General features: G+C 64.7%; 12 protein-coding genes and 1 pseudogene. 5 read left to right on the top strand and 8 right to left on the bottom strand.

The genetic code is table 11. The features are described from left to right. Nucleotides 1–138 precede the first annotated feature (138 nt). From ACS8Y6_RS16230 to ACS8Y6_RS16245, 4 genes are all read right to left on the bottom strand, one after another. Nucleotides 139–1,596: a 4Fe-4S binding protein gene (locus ACS8Y6_RS16230; RefSeq protein WP_440856014.1), complete on the bottom strand. Its 1,458-nt coding sequence runs from the start codon at nucleotides 1,594–1,596 to the stop codon at nucleotides 139–141. 21 nt (nucleotides 1,597–1,617) lie between these two features. After that, nucleotides 1,618–2,457, bottom strand: coding sequence for an FTR1 family iron permease (locus ACS8Y6_RS16235; protein WP_440856015.1), 840 nt, complete (start codon nucleotides 2,455–2,457; stop codon nucleotides 1,618–1,620). Nucleotides 2,458–2,477: 20 nt separating this feature from the next. After that, the gene (locus tag ACS8Y6_RS16240; protein WP_440856047.1) at nucleotides 2,478–2,828 is read right to left on the bottom strand and encodes a cupredoxin domain-containing protein; all 351 of its coding nucleotides are present in this window, start codon (nucleotides 2,826–2,828) and stop codon (nucleotides 2,478–2,480) included. 291 nt (nucleotides 2,829–3,119) lie between these two features. Beyond that, nucleotides 3,120–3,533, bottom strand: coding sequence for a hypothetical protein (locus ACS8Y6_RS16245; RefSeq protein WP_440856016.1), 414 nt, complete (start codon nucleotides 3,531–3,533; stop codon nucleotides 3,120–3,122). On the opposite strand from ACS8Y6_RS16245, the gene ACS8Y6_RS16250 reads away from it, so the two are divergent. The 5 genes from ACS8Y6_RS16250 to ACS8Y6_RS16270 all read left to right on the top strand — a co-directional run bounded on the left by ACS8Y6_RS16250 (nucleotide 3,532) and on the right by ACS8Y6_RS16270 (nucleotide 11,389). Next, entirely contained in the window at nucleotides 3,532–4,848 is a 1,317-nt protein-coding gene (locus ACS8Y6_RS16250; protein ID WP_440856017.1) for a TolC family protein, read from the top strand. The two genes, ACS8Y6_RS16245 and ACS8Y6_RS16250, sit on opposite strands and share 2 nt — an antisense overlap. A gap of 3 nt (nucleotides 4,849–4,851) precedes the next feature. Further along, complete coding sequence (locus ACS8Y6_RS16255; protein WP_440856018.1) at nucleotides 4,852–6,114, top strand: efflux RND transporter periplasmic adaptor subunit; 1,263 nt, start codon at nucleotides 4,852–4,854, stop codon at nucleotides 6,112–6,114. A 13-nt stretch (nucleotides 6,115–6,127) separates the two neighbouring features. Then, nucleotides 6,128–9,232: an efflux RND transporter permease subunit gene (locus tag ACS8Y6_RS16260; RefSeq protein WP_440856019.1), complete on the top strand. Its 3,105-nt coding sequence runs from the start codon at nucleotides 6,128–6,130 to the stop codon at nucleotides 9,230–9,232. A 97-nt stretch (nucleotides 9,233–9,329) separates the two neighbouring features. After that, the gene (locus tag ACS8Y6_RS16265) at nucleotides 9,330–10,532 is read left to right on the top strand and encodes an IS110 family transposase (protein WP_440856020.1); all 1,203 of its coding nucleotides are present in this window, start codon (nucleotides 9,330–9,332) and stop codon (nucleotides 10,530–10,532) included. Nucleotides 10,533–11,077: 545 nt separating this feature from the next. Beyond that, nucleotides 11,078–11,389, top strand: a complete 312-nt coding sequence (locus tag ACS8Y6_RS16270; RefSeq protein ID WP_440856021.1) for a P-II family nitrogen regulator — start codon at nucleotides 11,078–11,080, stop codon at nucleotides 11,387–11,389. A gap of 132 nt (nucleotides 11,390–11,521) precedes the next feature. Here the strand turns inward: ACS8Y6_RS16270 and ACS8Y6_RS16275 are convergent, their stop codons facing one another. The 4 genes and pseudogenes from ACS8Y6_RS16275 to ACS8Y6_RS16290 form a co-directional block, all read right to left on the bottom strand. Further along, nucleotides 11,522–12,721: an MFS transporter gene (locus tag ACS8Y6_RS16275; protein WP_440856022.1), complete on the bottom strand. Its 1,200-nt coding sequence runs from the start codon at nucleotides 12,719–12,721 to the stop codon at nucleotides 11,522–11,524. A gap of 259 nt (nucleotides 12,722–12,980) precedes the next feature. After that, nucleotides 12,981–13,829: an undecaprenyl-diphosphate phosphatase gene (locus ACS8Y6_RS16280; protein ID WP_440856023.1), complete on the bottom strand. Its 849-nt coding sequence runs from the start codon at nucleotides 13,827–13,829 to the stop codon at nucleotides 12,981–12,983. 184 nt (nucleotides 13,830–14,013) lie between these two features. Beyond that, a pseudogene (locus ACS8Y6_RS16285) lies at nucleotides 14,014–14,994 on the bottom strand (cation diffusion facilitator family transporter); the annotation flags it as partial. Beyond that, nucleotides 14,991–15,263: a metal-sensing transcriptional repressor gene (locus ACS8Y6_RS16290; RefSeq protein ID WP_440856024.1), complete on the bottom strand. Its 273-nt coding sequence runs from the start codon at nucleotides 15,261–15,263 to the stop codon at nucleotides 14,991–14,993. The gene ACS8Y6_RS16290 and the pseudogene ACS8Y6_RS16285, both read right to left, overlap by 4 nt. Between the last annotated feature and the right edge of the window lie 110 nt (nucleotides 15,264–15,373).

Consider the following 15,373-nt stretch of genomic DNA (forward strand, 5'->3'; position numbering starts at 1 on the left):
TCAAAGGCTTCGCGGCCAATGGCCGCGGCGAGCATGCGGTCGCATACGCGCGCTATTAACCCGAAAAATCCTCTATTTTTGTGCCGGGTTAATAAATACCCTGGGTCTGATTTTTCCCATCTGCGTATCGACACACGCTCAGTAACCGAACAGCGCGGGGCTCCAGGCGACCCCGACCAGCGCGATGCCGGCCAGCATCGGCGCCAGCGCCACCATGCGGCGCACACCGGCCAGCTTCTGCTGACCGAGCAGGCGAAAGCCCAACTGCAGGCTCCACAACACGCTAAGCGCGAACAGTGCCGCCTTGATCCCGGCAATCGCCTCGCCCGGCAATCCAGTGAGCGCCAGAGCGTCGAACAGCTTCCCGCCCAGGCCGATGACCAGCGACAGCATCGCAACCGGCATATACGCATACGCGAGTTCGACCAGCCGTCCGCGCAGGTGAAGATCAGCGCCCAGCCGCCCCGCGAGCCAGCTCGAGGCAGCCGTAATCAGGGTGAGCGCGATGCCGAACCCCGCGGCGCAGCCAAGCATGAAACCCACGATCATGAAGAAATCGAGCCAAGTGAATACTTCATGCGCGGCCGGATGCACGGCCATGAGCCAGGCCGGGCCCGACGTACCGATCCAGTACCTGCCGTGGTCGATGGCCCAGCTGCCAACCGCCTGGCGCAGCCATTGATACTGCGGCAGCACCAGCCAGAGGAAGCCGCCCAGGGAGAGCCCGGTCGCCACGAACAGGAACCAGATCTCGGCGGCGTTTGGGTTATATTGGCGAATATTGGCGACTTCGGTCCCGGGCCGCCGGAACAGCAGTTTCAACCCGCCGCGCGCCTTCGGATTCACGCAGCGAAAACACTCGATACAGTGGCGCGACTCGGCCTTGCGGTTGATATCGATCATGGTGGGACAAATGCCGCGTTCGGCATAAGCATCGTCCTGCCCGCGCGGCCGCTTGGGCGCGAACTGGACGGCACCCAGTCGTGAGAACACGCCGAGCATCAGGCCGATCGGGCACATATGCCGACACCAGGCACGCTTGTGCGCGCCCCGGCCATAGACGAGCCCCAGCAGGATCGCACAGACAAAGGTCAGCCCGAACACCTCGGCGATACCGAGCGCATAGTCGCGGGCGCCGACCGTCTGAGCCAGCACCGTAATGACCACAAAACTAACGATCGGCGTGCCGCGCCAGCGCACCCAGGCCGGTATCGGCCGCTTCAGTCCGACCCGGTTGGCCCATTCCGAACTGGCCCCCAGCGGACAGAGCACGCCGCACCAGCTGCGACCGGTGAAGATCACGGATACGAAGACCAGCGGGAACCAGAGACCCCAGATCACGAAATTCGCGAACAGCGTGAAGTTGTTGTAAAAAGTCGCGCCTTCGGCCGGCAGCGGCAGGAACAAGGGCACCAGCATCAGCGCCAGAAAGCCGATGAACATGCCCGCATGCACGAAATCGAGCAGATTGCGATGACGGCTGACAACCGCTTCCACACGCCGCGCCCAGGGGCCTTGATGGGGCTGGCGACGGCTGCCGGCCGGACTGTCGACGCGAATGGGTATCTGCTGTAGCCGTCCCTGTGCATTGGTCATGGTCATCAACTCCGCGCCAACTCAGGTCGTGGCCTGTTGCCTGGCGGCGCGGGGGCGCCCGCGACGCCGGTTAACCCGCCACATCGCCCCGCCGATCAGAGCCAGAGCGGCGAGATAGAACAGCAGTTGCATGCCCGAGGGCCGCTGGGTATAGCCGATCAGAATATGCAGCACACGGCCGGCCAGCGATTGCTCGGACAGCAGTCCGGAGGTATTCCATAGCGAGTTGCCCAGCGTCGGCAGCACGCCCGCCTGGGTCAGGAAACCCGCGGCATCGGCCGCCATCCCGGCCGCCAGCAACAGGATCATCCAGCTGGTGACGCTGAACAGATAGCGCGTCGGAATACGCAGCAAGCCGTTGTAAAGCAGAGCGCCCGCCACGACCCCGAACAGCACACCCAGGGCGCCGCCGGAAAGCATGGGCAGCACCTGCACGCCGCTGGCGTAGATTCCGTAGGTGAACAGCACGGTTTCGGAGCCTTCGCGCAGCACCGCAACCATGACCACGACCATGAGCATGTACAGCGGCTTTCGGCCACTGGCCACATCATGGCCGACGGCCTTCATATGCTGCGCGAGTTCCCGGCCGTGTTTGGTCATCCAGACGTTGTGCCAGCCCAGCATCGCCACCGCGACGAGCAGAATGCCCGCGTTGAGGAATTCCTGCCCCCGGCCCTGTACGGCGCCGGCAATCGTGCCGGCGAACGCAGCCACCAGACAGGCCCCGCCGATGCCGAGCAACACGCCCAGCGAAACCCAGCGACCGCGCCCGGCCACACCCTTGGCCGCGGCGAGCACGATGGACACCACGAGTGCGGCTTCCAGCACCTCACGAAAAACGATAATGGCGGTCGGAAACATGGCTGCTCCTGAAAACACGGTCAGCGAACCCTCAGCTTGCCCTGCATGTTCTGGGCGAAGTCGTTGAAGAACTTATAGCGGCCCTTTTTCAGCGGACCGATGTAAACCGGCACGGTGGTGCCGCCGGGGACAACCTTTTCCACCGTGAAGTCGTAGCTTTCGAATTCGGCCGGCCGCACCAGCTTGTTGTGCACCAGGACCTTGACCCGTTTACCCGCGGGTATGCTGAGTGCCTGCGGCTGAAACCCCTGCTTGATAATCGCCAGTCGATAATCGGCGTCCTTGGCCAAACCAACGGTCGGCAGCCCGACCAGCAGGACCACCAGAATCGCGAAAACAGCGCGGTTGTTAAAAGCGTGCATGGGAAGCACCAAGCCTCGGCGTGCGGAAAACAGATTGAATGGTAATGATTCGCATTAACTGATGCAAGTACGCCGTTCGGTTCCCCGAAAATTGCGGCGGTCAACCGGGCCATCGGGGCCGTGGCTTAATCGCGCGTTGGCGCCGACGGTCAAGCCACGCGGGCGGATACGCGCAATGCCGAATGCGCCGGGAACGAAGCCGTTGCCAATGCCCTTTGCGCCTAGCGCGACGCCTGAGCGGGAACGTCGCTGTCCCGTTCGTCGACAACACGCGGGTATTCGCGGTTGCGCTTGACGAATTCACATGCTCGAATAAATCGCATGTCGCGTAACCCAGCCAAATTTTCGGCCCTCCTGCAGGGCTTGCTGGCGCTTTGCCTTTTTTGCAACGCGCTGGGTTGGTCGCTTCATGCCCAGGCCGCGAGCTTCGCGGGCGCCGATCACTCGATCGTGCAAGCCGATGGCGAGACGGTCGATGCGGCGACGCCCACGGCCGATGCCGCTGGCGACGATCTGACCGATCACTGCGGCCACGGCGAGTTGCATTTCCTCGGCATCATCCCGTCCCTGAATGCGGCCGTTGCGTCGGTGCGCGGCATGCTCAATCGCGCCCCGCGCCCGCATTACGCCGGCCCGCGCCCCGACCCCCTGATAACCCCGCCCATAGCCTGAATCCCCTCGCTTTTCTTTTTTTCGCGATGAGGATTCACGCATGTCTGCAATACGCTTGCGGCTGGGCGCCTGTGCGCTCGGCCTCGGGCTGGGCGGGTTCATGGCCCCGGCAACGGCGGTCACCGAGATCCCCCAACCCCTGACGCTCGACGCCGCCCTGGACTGGGCCGGCGATTACAACCCGACGCTGCGCGCTGCCAAAATTCGCGTAGAGCAATTGACCGGTCAGGCGATTCACGCCGATGTCGCGGTCCCCTCCAACCCGCGGCTCGAAGTCGGCGCCGGCCAGCGCTCGACCCCGGCCGGTTCCGGGACCGACCTGAATGTGCAACTCAGCCAGGCGTTCTGGGTCGCCGGCCAGGGCGGGCTGCGCGCCGCGGCGGCCGATCGCGAGCTCGCCGCGGCCCGGGACCAGTACCGCTATCTGGTGTCGGCCACGACGGCGCGCGTGCGTGCCGCCTTCCTGTCGGTGCTGGTGGCCGACAAGGCGGTCGCGACGGCACGCCGGATCGTGCAGGCCAACCGCGAACTCTACGATTATGCGCAGCGGCGGATGGCCGCCGGGGCCGGGACCCAGCTCGAGCTCAATGCGGCTCAGCTCGGGGTAAGCCGCGCCACGGCCCTGCAGGCCCGGGCAAAGAATCGGCTGCAGCGGGCACGTCTGGCCCTGGACGAACTGCTGGGCATCGATCCGCGCCGCCGTCTTCAAGTGAAGGGCAGGCTGGATCTCGACCCGCTGCAGGTGCCGGATCGCGCCGCCCTGCTCGAGCGTGCCGTTCGTCAACGCTCGGATCTGGCCGCCGCGGCCGGACGCGTCGCGGCGGCACGCCAACGCCTGAAACTGGCTGATCGTCAGATCATTCCCAACCTCACCGTGTTCGGCTTCTATCGCGAGGAAAACGGCGGCAACGGCCGGGGGCCGAATGGCAACGGCGCGACGATCGCCGGCGGTGGCGTGTCGTTCGAACTGCCGATTCTCCATCGCTATGAAGGCGAGCGAAAACAGGCCGCCGCCGAACTCGATCAGGCCCGGCTCGAGCAGGAGAACCTGCGGCGCGAGGTCCGGCTCCAGGTTGTGCGGTCGCTATCGGACTATCGCTCGGCGCGCCGTCAGGTCAAGGCGCTCGACCGCGCCGTATTCGATGCCGCCCGGCAATCGGTCGATCTGACCCGACGCGCGTTCCAGGCCGGTGAAGTGGGTGCGCCCGCCATTACCACGGCCCAGAACAACCTGATCGCCGTGCGCACTGAATACCTGTCGGCCCTCGATGCCCTGATCGACGCCATGACCGATCTCGAACGCGCGACCGGGGGCCTGATCGCCGTCTCGGCCGGCCACACGCGCGAAGGAAACTAACCCATGCCTGCATTCAATCATTCCCGCGCAACGCTCGGCGTTTTGCTGGCGACCCTATGGGTCGCGAGCGGCTGCGACGCCTCCCAGTCCGCCGGCAAGACGACCGACCAACCCCAGCAAACCGCGACTTCCGCGCCCAAGGGCTCCGGTCGCCATGGAACCGGCCACGACAAAAAACATCAATCGACACCACGCGAAGTCCACCTGACACCGGCGCAACTCGAGCCGCTGTCCATTCGCGTCACCGCGGTTCCCGGCGGGGCGGCGGCGGATACCGTCAAAGCCCCGGCCAACGTCCGTTTCGATGCCGACCGGGTGGCCCGGGTCGGGCCGCGGCTGGAGTCGAAGGTCGTCGCGGTCGAAGCCGATCTCGGCGATCGGGTCGAGGTCGGCGACACCCTGGCGATGCTCGACAGCGTGGCGCTCGGCAAGGCGAAGGCCCGTTATCTGACAGCGACCGCGCATTACAGAAACACGCGGGCGGCCTATCGACGCAAGCGCGATCTGGCCGGCGACCGGATTATCAGCCAGGCCGCACTGGACGCATCCCGTGCCAGGTATCAGTCCGCGCGCGCCTCGCGACACGCAGCGCGCGCTGAATTGAAGCTCTATGGGCTGACCGCGGCCCAGATCGAAGCCATCGATCCCGGCGACGACGACACGCCGCTATCACGGTTCGCGCTCACCGCGCCGATTGCCGGCACGGTTCAGCGTCGTGATGTGGTCACCGGCCAGACCGTCGCGTCCAGCGAGACCCCGTTTCAGATCGTCGATTCGTCGCGAATGTGGGTCATGCTGCACGTCGCCGAAAATAACGCCGCACGCATGCGCCCGGGGCTGCCGGTCACGCTCCGCGTGCGGGCGTTACCCAATCGCCGGTTCGCGGGCAAGACCGATTGGGTCTCCCGGGCGCTCGATCACGACGCGCGCACGCTGACGGTGCGCGCCGTCGTGAGCAACGCGGACGGGCGGCTCAGCGACGGCATGTTCGGCACCGCGACCGTACAGACCGCAAGCGAAAAAGACTACGCACTGGTGCCCGCCGACGCGGTGCAGACCCTCGACAGGGATCAGCCGGTGGTTTTTGTTCCCGGCGACGAGTCCGGTCATTTTCGGGCCGTGGCCGTGACCACCGGCGACGAAAACAACGGCCGGGTGGAGATTCGTCAGGGGATCGATCCGGGCGATCCGGTGGTCACCGCCGGTGCCTTCGACCTGATGTCGGTGCTGACCAGCGGCTCGCGCAGCGCCGCCCACGGCCACTGATCGGGAGATCGACATGATTGCTCGATTCGTAAGACAGGCGCTGGCCAACCGGGTGCTCACCCTCGTGGCGATCGCAGCCCTGGCCCTGGCCGGTGTCTATTCATTTCAGAACGTCCCGATCGACTCCTACCCCGACGTCACACCCCCGATGGTGCAGATCTATACGTCGAGCCCGGGGCTGTCGCCGGTCGATGTCGAGACCCAGGTGTCGTATCCGGTCTCGATCTCGATGTACGGCCTGCCCGGACTGGAACGGGTACAGAGCACCTCGATCTTCGGACTGTCCCGGGTCAACGTCTACTTCGAGGACGGCACCGATATCTATTTCGCCCGTCGGCTGGTCATGGAACGTCTGGCCAAGGCACGACAGCAGATTCCGAAGGGCCTCGGCGAGCCCCAACTCGGTCCCATCACCAGCGGGCTCGGCCGGGTGATGATGTATACCGTCGAAAACACCGACCGCGGCCAGCACTCGCCGACCGCCCTGCGCACCGCCCAGGATTGGATCGTGAAGCCCCAGCTGCGCACGGTGCCCGGCGTGACCGGCGTGCTGTCGATCGGCGGTTATGAAAAGCAGTATCAGGTCGCCCTCGACCCCAACGCCCTGTCGGCTCGCAATATCACCGTGGCCGACGTGCGTCGCGCCATCGCCGAGAACAACCGCAACGTCGGCGGCTCGTTCATCAACCGCGGCGGCGAGGAATACATCATCCGCGGCTATGGCTGGGTCGACCCCGGCGAAAAGGGGCTTGCGGATCTGCGCGAGATTCAGGTGACCGAAAACAATGGAACCCCCGTGTATCTCGATGACATCGCCGAGATAGGTTTCGGCCCGGCCATCCGGCGCGGCACCCTGATCGCCGACGGCAAGGAAGCGGTCGGCGGTTTCGTTCTCAAGCTGATCGGTCGCAACACGCAGGCCCTGCTCGACAACGTCAAGGCCAGGATAGACACGATCAACGCGGCCTTGCCCGAAGGCATGCGGGCCAAGCCCTACTATTCCCAGGCCAGCCTGATCGACAAGGCCTCGACAACGGTCGAGAACGCCCTGCTGGAAGGCTCGCTTCTGGTGTTGGTGCTGCTTTACCTGTTCCTCGGCAATCTGCGCTCGACCCTGATCGTGATCGCGAGTCTGCCCTTGTCGGCCCTGATCGCGTTCATTGCCATGGATTATGTCGGTCTCTCGGCCAACCTGATGAGCCTCGGGGGCCTGGCGATCGGCATCGGCATGATGGTCGACGGCTCGGTCGTCATGATCGAAAACATCTTCCGGCACATGGAGGAACGGGCGGAGGAAGACGTATCGCACATGCGCCTGGTCGGCGAAGCCGCCGCCGAAGTCGCCCAGCCCATCACCTTCGCCATCGCGATCATCGTGCTGGTCTTCACCCCACTGTTCACCTTGCAGGGGACCGAAGGCAAGCTGTTCTCGCCGATGGCCTACACCATCTCGTTCGCGCTGGCCGGCGCGCTGGTCATGGCGCTGACCTTCGTTCCGGTGATGGCGTCATTGTTGTTCAGGAGACGCAGCGCACACGGCGAACCCCGGCTCGTGGGCTGGCTCAAAGCCGGCTACCGACCGATTCGCGATGCGGCGATCAAGGCGCCGGTCGCCGTGCTGGGGGCGGCAATCGTGCTGTTCCTGTCCAGCCTGGCGATCTTCCCGACGCTGGGTACCGAGTTCATCCCGACGCTGCGCGAGGGCACGTTCATGGTGCGCTCGACCCTCCCGCCGGGCGCCAGCCTGGACAAGGCCAGGGAATACGCCAGACGCGTGCAAACCGTGATGCGCGAGTTCCCGGAAGTCCGGGGTGTGTATTCACGGGTCGGGCGTGCCGAAGTCGGCGGCGACCCGGAGCCGGTCAACGTCATTGCCTCGCTGGTCAATCTCAAACCCCTGGATGCCTGGGCGAGCGGCCGCGACTACGAACAGCTTCAGACGGCGATGGCCGAGCGCGTGGGCGAGTCGTTGCCGGGTCTGGCCAACAACTTCTCGCAGCCGATCCAGCTGCGCACCGACGAGTTGCTCTCCGGCGTACTCGCCCAGGTCGTGGTGAGCATCTACGGTGACGATCTGACCAGGCTGGCCGACACCGGCCGAAAGATCGCGGCGATTGCGCGCGCGGTACCCGGGGCAGCCGACGTACGGGTTCAGCAACAAGGTGGCAAGCCACAGATCGTGGTCCGCCCCGATCGCGCCGCGCTGGCACGCCATGGCATTCCGCTCGACGAGGTCCTGGGTGTGGTCGAGACCGGCATCGGCGGTGCCGCCGTCGGCCAGGTGTTCGAAAACATCCGACGGTTCGACATCTTTCTGCGCTTCGATGAGACGGCCCGTAACCGGGTCGACGCCATCCGCGACCTGACCTTCCGCACCTCGCAGGGCGCCTTGATCCCGCTATCCCGCGTAGCCGACGTCGAGGTCTACCGCGGGCCGAAGAAGATCTCGCGGGCCAAGGCCAGCCGGCGCCTGTTCGTGCAACTCAACGTGCGCGGACGCGACATGGGCGGTGTGGTGCGCGATATCCAGAAGCGCGTGGCCAGCGACGTCGAACTGCCGCCCGGTTATTTCGTGGAATACGGCGGCCAGTTCGAGAATCAGCGGCGGGCGATGGCCCGACTGTATGTCGTGGTGCCGATCACCATGGCGCTGATCTTCCTGTTGCTGTTCATCGCCTTTTCCAGCCTGCGCTATGCCGCACTGATCTATCTCAACGTGCCGTTCGCGATTACCGGCGGGATATTCGCGCTCTGGGCCTCCGGACTGTATCTGTCGGTGGCCGGCGCCGTCGGCTTCATCGCCGTATTCGGTGTCGCCGTACTCAACGGGGTGGTGCTGGTCTCGTATATCAACCAGTTACGCGAGCAGGGCATGTCGGTCGACGAAGCCGTGCGTGTAGGCGCCGAGCATCGGCTCAGGCCGGTTCTGATGACGGCGACCGTCGCCATTCTCGGCCTCGTTCCGCTGCTGCTGGCCAACGGCATCGGCGCCAACGTGCAGCGCCCGTTGGCGGCGGTCGTCGTCGGCGGGTTGATCACGTCGACCTTGTTGACGTTGCTCGTGCTCCCGGCGGTGTATCGCTGGTTCGCCGAGCCGCGTCGGGACATCGACGTCTAGACATCATGTTTTGACCTGCCCGTCCTCAACACTGCGTGGGTTATGTTGGGGACGGGCTAAAGACCCTGACACAGAGCCACATTGAGGAGGGCAGGTCATGAACGAGATTAGCATGGGAGCCAATGAGACCCGGATCGCGCAGGCCGTGCTGGAACAGCGGTCGTCGACCGTCGCCGAATACGGCGTTTACGTCGGTCTGGACGTGCACAAGGACACGATCGCCGTAGCGGTCGCGCCGGCCGGGCGCAGTACGCCGGTCAGCTGGGGTGAGGTGGCGAACAAGCCCAAGACGATCGTCAAGCTCGTCGACCGTCTGACCACGGCCTTCGATGGGCAGGTGATGTTGTTTTGCTACGAGGCCGGGCCGTGTGGGTACGCACTGTATCGTCAGCTCCTGGGTCTGGGCCATGATTGCCAAGTGGTGGCGCCGTCGCTGATTCCGCGCAAGCCCGGCGAGCGGATCAAGACGGATCGGCGCGATGCCCTCAAGTTGGCCGCCACGCTGCGCAGCGGCGATCTGACCGCGGTGTGGGTGCCCGATGCCGAGCAGGAGGCGATGCGCGATCTCACCCGCGCGCGGGCCGATCTCAAGGCCCAGGAACGCAAGGCCCGCCAGCAACTGGGCGCCTTTGTGCTGCGTCATGGTCATGCCTGGCCATCGAACAAGACCCGCTGGACGAAAAGCCATTACCACTGGCTGGAGTCGCTACGCTTTGCGCACGACTGGCAACAGGTGGTCCTGCAGGAATACATCGATGCCGCCCGGGCCGCCACGCAGCGCGTGGCGGACCTGACCGCGCAGCTGGAACGCGTGCTGCCGCAGTGGTCGCTGGCGCCGGTGGTGCAATCGCTCAAGGCCTTGCGCGGCGTCGACACCGTAGCGGCAATGGTGCTGCTCGCCGAACTCGGCGATATCAGCCGGTTCGACTCGCCCCGGCAACTGATGGGGTATCTGGGCCTGGTGCCGAGTGAACACTCGACCGGGACCCGGCGGCGCCAGGGCGGGATCACCAAGTGCGGCAACACGCATGCGCGCCGCATGCTGGTGGAATCCGCCTGGAGCTATCGGTTCCCCGCGCGCCAGACGATGCATCTCAAGCGCAAGGCGCAACACGCCTCCGAACCGGCCAAAGCCATTGCCTGGCGAGCACAGAAGCGCCTGTGCGGCCGCTATCGCAGCCTGCTGCACGCGGGCAAGAACACCAAACAGGTCACTGTCGCGGTCGCCCGCGAGTTGGTCGGCTTCATCTGGGACATCGTTTGTCACGAGATGCCCCGCCACGGACACGCCGCCGGCTGACGGGCGACAACACCCCGCGATTGTCCATCATCCATCGAACCCAGATACAGGAGGTCATCAGGCGCGTTGAGTCAGGGCAGGATCGGGCCGGTGTGGAGAACCCTCGCCCGGGCTATACCGGCGTCGGCTGATCGGAATCAGCCCCAAGAGGCATTCCCAGCCGATAACCCCTGCTCCTAGACAGAGGCCAGCTCCGCGACGCAGTGAAGTCCGGTCGGTAACCAATCCACGCATCTCAGCAGGATCCACCGTCGCAATCTGCCCGTCCCTGTCCTGACCCAACGCGCTTGCCAAAAATGAGAGTCGAATCAACCCTTGACAGGTCAAAACATATCAGCCCCGTGGCCTGTAACGCAAATGCACCGCCCTGTTCCGGCAGGCGTTCAGGCGAGGCGCCTTGGTAGCGCCCCTTCTACCAAGGTGTCACCGGCGGCGCCGTTCGCACCGGCGCCGCCGCCATTCGACCCGCGGGCATCCGGCTCTGTTACCCCTCAGGCGATGTCCGTGGGTCGCCTTTTCATGCGATAGACAAAGGAGAGACCACCATGAAAGAAATCAAGGCCTACATTCGTGCCCACCGTACCGATCCTGTAATCGACGCCCTGGCCGAGGTTCCGGCGCGGCCCGGCATCGCTGTGGTGGCATTGAAGGAGGTCGGCCATCGCGCTGGCGGCAACGACATCCGGACGGTCGATATGGTGAAACTGGAAATCGACGTGCCGGATGCACAAGCCGACGCCGTAGTCGAGATCGTGTTGGCGGCCGCACGCACCGGCGCCGGGCATCCGGGCGATGGCAAGGTCTATGTAAGTGACGTCACAACGGCCATCGATATTGCGACCGGGCGCGTGTTGTGAGCAACCACGACCGCTCCCACACGTATTGCGGCACCGCCCGATCGGGCCGGCGTGTTCGCGGGAGCACGCGAATACGACGCTGTTACCCGACCCTTGAGGCCGCCCCGATGTCGTCTGGGACGCCCCCGGCGTCTAACCTCCCCGCTCGCGCAATAAAATCAGCAACAGTCCGAATGCGGCCAGCTGGGTGGCGACCACGAACGCGATCACCGCGACCCACGACAGGCCGTAGAGCGCGCCGATGATGGTCGAGCCGCCGAGCCACGCGATACCGTAGGCCGCGGTGAACAGGCCATAGGCCGTGCCCCGCCGCGCGCTCGGCGCCAGATCGGCCACCGCGGCGCGCAAGGTCGATTCGTGGATGCCCATGGCCGCGCCCCACAGCGCCGCACCGATCCATATGGCCGGGGCGAAGTCGGTGAATGCGAACATTGGCACCAGGCCAGCCAGGGGCAGCGCGACCATCAGTGCACGCAGGCCCACACGATCGTACAGCCAGCCGGAGCCCAGGGCGGCCAGCGCCGCGGCGGCCATGGCCACGGCATAGGTGACCGGAATCAGCGCCGGTGCGATCACCCCGGCGACCTGGTCGTGATAGGCGAGCACGGCGAAGGTCGAAAAACCCAGCATCGCCACCGCCGTGAAGGCGGTATACAGCCAGAACGCGCGCGACAGACCGCTGGCATTCGCCGCTGGGGCGGACGTAGCACTGGCGTCGTGGCCGGCATCGTAATCCACGGGCGTCGGCACACGGCGGCGCAGCCAGATCAGCGTGAGCAGCGCGAGCACGCCGGGCACGGCGAGCACCGCAAAGCCCGCGCGATAACCCGACAGCACGATCATGCCGGCCACCAGCAACGGCCCGACGAAGGCCCCGGACTGGTCCATGGCTTCATGCACGGCAAACGCCAGGCCGCGCCCGAACGAGGCATGGCTCGCGGCCGCCAGCATGGTATCGCGCGCCGGCGTGCGCACGGCCTTGCCGAAACGCTCGCCGACGACCAGCGCGCCGGCCTGGGCGAGCGTGGACGCGATCGCGAGCACCGGCACCGCGACCAGCGTGATGGCATAACCGGCGATCGAGAGCGTCCAGTAGCGCTGCGTACGATCCGATAGCGGGCCGCTGGCCAGCCGCAACACCAGCGCGACCGCTTCACCCAGGCCAGTAATCAGGCCCACCGTCATCGCCGAGGCGCCGAACGTGGCCAGATACGGCCCGGTCACACTGCGCGCACCTTCGTAGACCATGTCCGCGAGCATGCTGACCAGGCCGAAGGCGAGCACGAACTGGCGGGCGGTCAAGCGGTTACGATGCGCACTGACTGCGTTCATCACGATCGATCCTTCGATTCCTTGTGGATAGCGGCCGCGCAGGGCACGCGGGGTCAACCCTAACGAGCCGACTTCGTCACCCGTCAGTTTCTGGGCGGCAGGCTTGGATGAGCAACTTATTCACAGATCAAGGCTCACGCCAACAGCGGTCATTCAAAGCGTATCTACTGCGAAAGTTGTCAACAAAGACCGGTCTCCTCCGGTTGAGGTCCGTGAAAGCTGCGCCGCTCCACCCCTTGAATCGCGGGCTGCCCTGGATTCAATTCAATAAAAATACGAAAGCCGCGAGCCCCGCCACCATGCAATAGATCGCAAATGGGGTCAGCGTTCTCGTCTCGAAATATTTGACAAGGAAGCGGACAGAAAAATAGGCCGTAACGGCGGCGCAAATACCCCCGACCGCGGCCGGTCCCAGGCCGGTGAGGCCACGGGTAAAAAGGTCGGGAAGTTTCAAGACCGCTGCGGCAAAAATAATGGGGGTTGCAAGCAGGAAGGAATAGCGCACCGCGTTTTCATGCGAAAGACCGGTAAGAAGTGCACCGGTCATCGAAAGTCCGGTACGCGAGAATCCGGGAATGAGCGCGAAACATTGCGCCAGCCCGATGACGACCGCCTGGGTCCATGACAGGGCGGCAAGCCTGGTATCGTCATGCGGCCCTTCCTTCACCTGCCGATTGCGCATTTGCTCAACCCCGTAGAGCACCGCGCCGTTGCAGGCCAGTGCCACAGCGACGACCGTCGCTTCACCGAACAGGGCCTGTAGTTTGTGCTCGAGCAGCAAACCCAGAAGACCAGCCGGAACAGTGCTCACGATCAGGAGCCAGCCCAGGCGGCCATAGGTGTCGTTGATGCCAATCTCGCGCTTGGCCAGCACCCGAACGATGCCTGCGATAATAGCCAGCCAGTCACGCCAGAAGAAGCCGAGAAGAACGAGCGCGGTCGCAAAATGAGTCAAAACGACAAATGCGACAAAGGCGTTCGACGAACGATCGATATGCCAGTTGAGGACGGCAGGCAGTAGCACTGTATGGCCGAGACTTGAAATCGGGAACAGCTCTGAAAAACCCTGGAGTAAACCGAGAATTATGGCGTGCATGTAGGAGATCATAGGCAGAAGCGTTCCCTCTTTAGCGTAGTAAGGAATTCGTACTGTCGTGTAACCGAGATTTGTTTACGTAACCGTTCTATTTTGCGCAGGATGTAAGTGGCCGAGGCGTGCCGGACGAACGGCGAACATTGCGCTGTTCGACGAATCGATCAGGGATCGGCCGCAGCGATACTCATGCGCCGATTTCGATGCGCGTCGAATGCAGAGTCGGCAGATGATCGGCCAGCGCGCGCCGCACCGCCGCGACGATACGATCCGTCTCGGCCACCGACAGCGCGCCATCGAGCCGGATCGTCAGCCCGACTGCCAGCTCGTGGCCCAGCCAGCGCGCGCGCACATCCGTTACGCCCTGTACCTCTTCGACATGCTCGGCCGCATGGTGGATCTCGTCGATCAGCCGCGGCTCGACGCCGTCCAGTAAACGGGTGAACACGGCACGCGCGGATTGCCAGACGATGCCGAAGATGGCGATCGTGATCAGCAGGCCGATGACGGGATCGGCCAGCGGGAAACCCAGCCATACACCCAGGGCCCCGACCACGACCGCCAGGCTGGTCAGCCCGTCGGTACGCGCGTGATAGCCGTCGGCGATCAGGGCCGCGCTGTTCATCTGCCGACCCACGCGGATACGGAACACCGCCACGATCTCGTTGCCGGCAAAACCAAGCAGGCCAGCCAGCGCCACCCAGCCGAGCTGCGCGATCGGCTGCGGATGCACAAAACGGTTGATGGCCTCGTAACCCGCGACCAGCGCGCTGAACAGAATGATCAGCACCACCACGACGCCGGCCAGATCCTCGACCCGGCCATAGCCGTAGCTGAAGCGCCGCGTGGTCGGCCAGCGGGCCAGGCGGAAGGCGACCCACAACGGAATCGCGGTGGCCGCATCGCCGACGTTGTGAATGGTGTCGGCCAATAGCGCCACGCTGCCGGACCACAGCGCGATCACCAACTGACCCAGCGCCGTCACGGCCAGAATGACGAACGACCACTTGATCGCCCAGATCCCGCGCTCGGTCGCGGCCAGGCTCGGATCGACCACGCCATGCGTGTGGCCATGGCCGGCGCCGTCATGCGCATGATGCCCGTGATGGGGATGGGCCGCGTCATCGCTCACGCCGAAGCCGAGCCAATCCCGCACGGCCTTGATCGAGGGCTTACTCATAGATATTTCGTGATCGACTTGAATTCGTCCATGAGCACGCGTGCCTGCTCGCGGTCCTTTTCGAACAGCTCGATGTCGAAGCAATGATCGATGTGATCGTGTACCAGCGTGCGCTTGGCATTCGTGATCGCGTTCTCCACGGCGCTCAATTGCTGGGCGATCTCCAGACAGCCCTGCTCTGCCTCGAGCATTTTGACCACACGGCCCAGATGGCCCTGGGCGCGTTTCAGGCGATTGATGATCTGCGGATGGGATTCGTGCTTGTTCATGCCAATATCCTATCCCCGGGATAGGATCGTGACAACAAATGATAACCCGGTTGGTTGCAGCCGATCGCCGGCCGTTTAAAAGAGCACACGAGTACCCGCGGGCCCCGGGC

The sequence above is a fragment of the Salinisphaera sp. RV14 genome (assembly GCF_052044135.1).
Classification (GTDB): domain Bacteria; phylum Pseudomonadota; class Gammaproteobacteria; order Nevskiales; family Salinisphaeraceae; genus Salinisphaera.

What these genes read in the sequence shown, in the direction of transcription:
- ACS8Y6_RS16230 (WP_440856014.1), bottom strand. Translation starts at nt 1,596, where the DNA reads ATGACCAATGCACAGGGACGGCTACAGCAGATACCCATTCGCGTCGAC.
- ACS8Y6_RS16235 (WP_440856015.1), bottom strand. Translation starts at nt 2,457, where the DNA reads ATGTTTCCGACCGCCATTATCGTTTTTCGTGAGGTGCTGGAAGCCGCA.
- ACS8Y6_RS16250 (WP_440856017.1), top strand. Translation starts at nt 3,532, where the DNA reads ATGTCTGCAATACGCTTGCGGCTGGGCGCCTGTGCGCTCGGCCTCGGG.
- ACS8Y6_RS16245 (WP_440856016.1), bottom strand. Translation starts at nt 3,533, where the DNA reads ATGCGTGAATCCTCATCGCGAAAAAAAGAAAAGCGAGGGGATTCAGGC.
- ACS8Y6_RS16255 (WP_440856018.1), top strand. Translation starts at nt 4,852, where the DNA reads ATGCCTGCATTCAATCATTCCCGCGCAACGCTCGGCGTTTTGCTGGCG.
- ACS8Y6_RS16260 (WP_440856019.1), top strand. Translation starts at nt 6,128, where the DNA reads ATGATTGCTCGATTCGTAAGACAGGCGCTGGCCAACCGGGTGCTCACC.
- ACS8Y6_RS16265 (WP_440856020.1), top strand. Translation starts at nt 9,330, where the DNA reads ATGAACGAGATTAGCATGGGAGCCAATGAGACCCGGATCGCGCAGGCC.
- ACS8Y6_RS16270 (WP_440856021.1), top strand. Translation starts at nt 11,078, where the DNA reads ATGAAAGAAATCAAGGCCTACATTCGTGCCCACCGTACCGATCCTGTA.
- ACS8Y6_RS16275 (WP_440856022.1), bottom strand. Translation starts at nt 12,721, where the DNA reads ATGAACGCAGTCAGTGCGCATCGTAACCGCTTGACCGCCCGCCAGTTC.
- ACS8Y6_RS16280 (WP_440856023.1), bottom strand. Translation starts at nt 13,829, where the DNA reads ATGATCTCCTACATGCACGCCATAATTCTCGGTTTACTCCAGGGTTTT.
- ACS8Y6_RS16290 (WP_440856024.1), bottom strand. Translation starts at nt 15,263, where the DNA reads ATGAACAAGCACGAATCCCATCCGCAGATCATCAATCGCCTGAAACGC.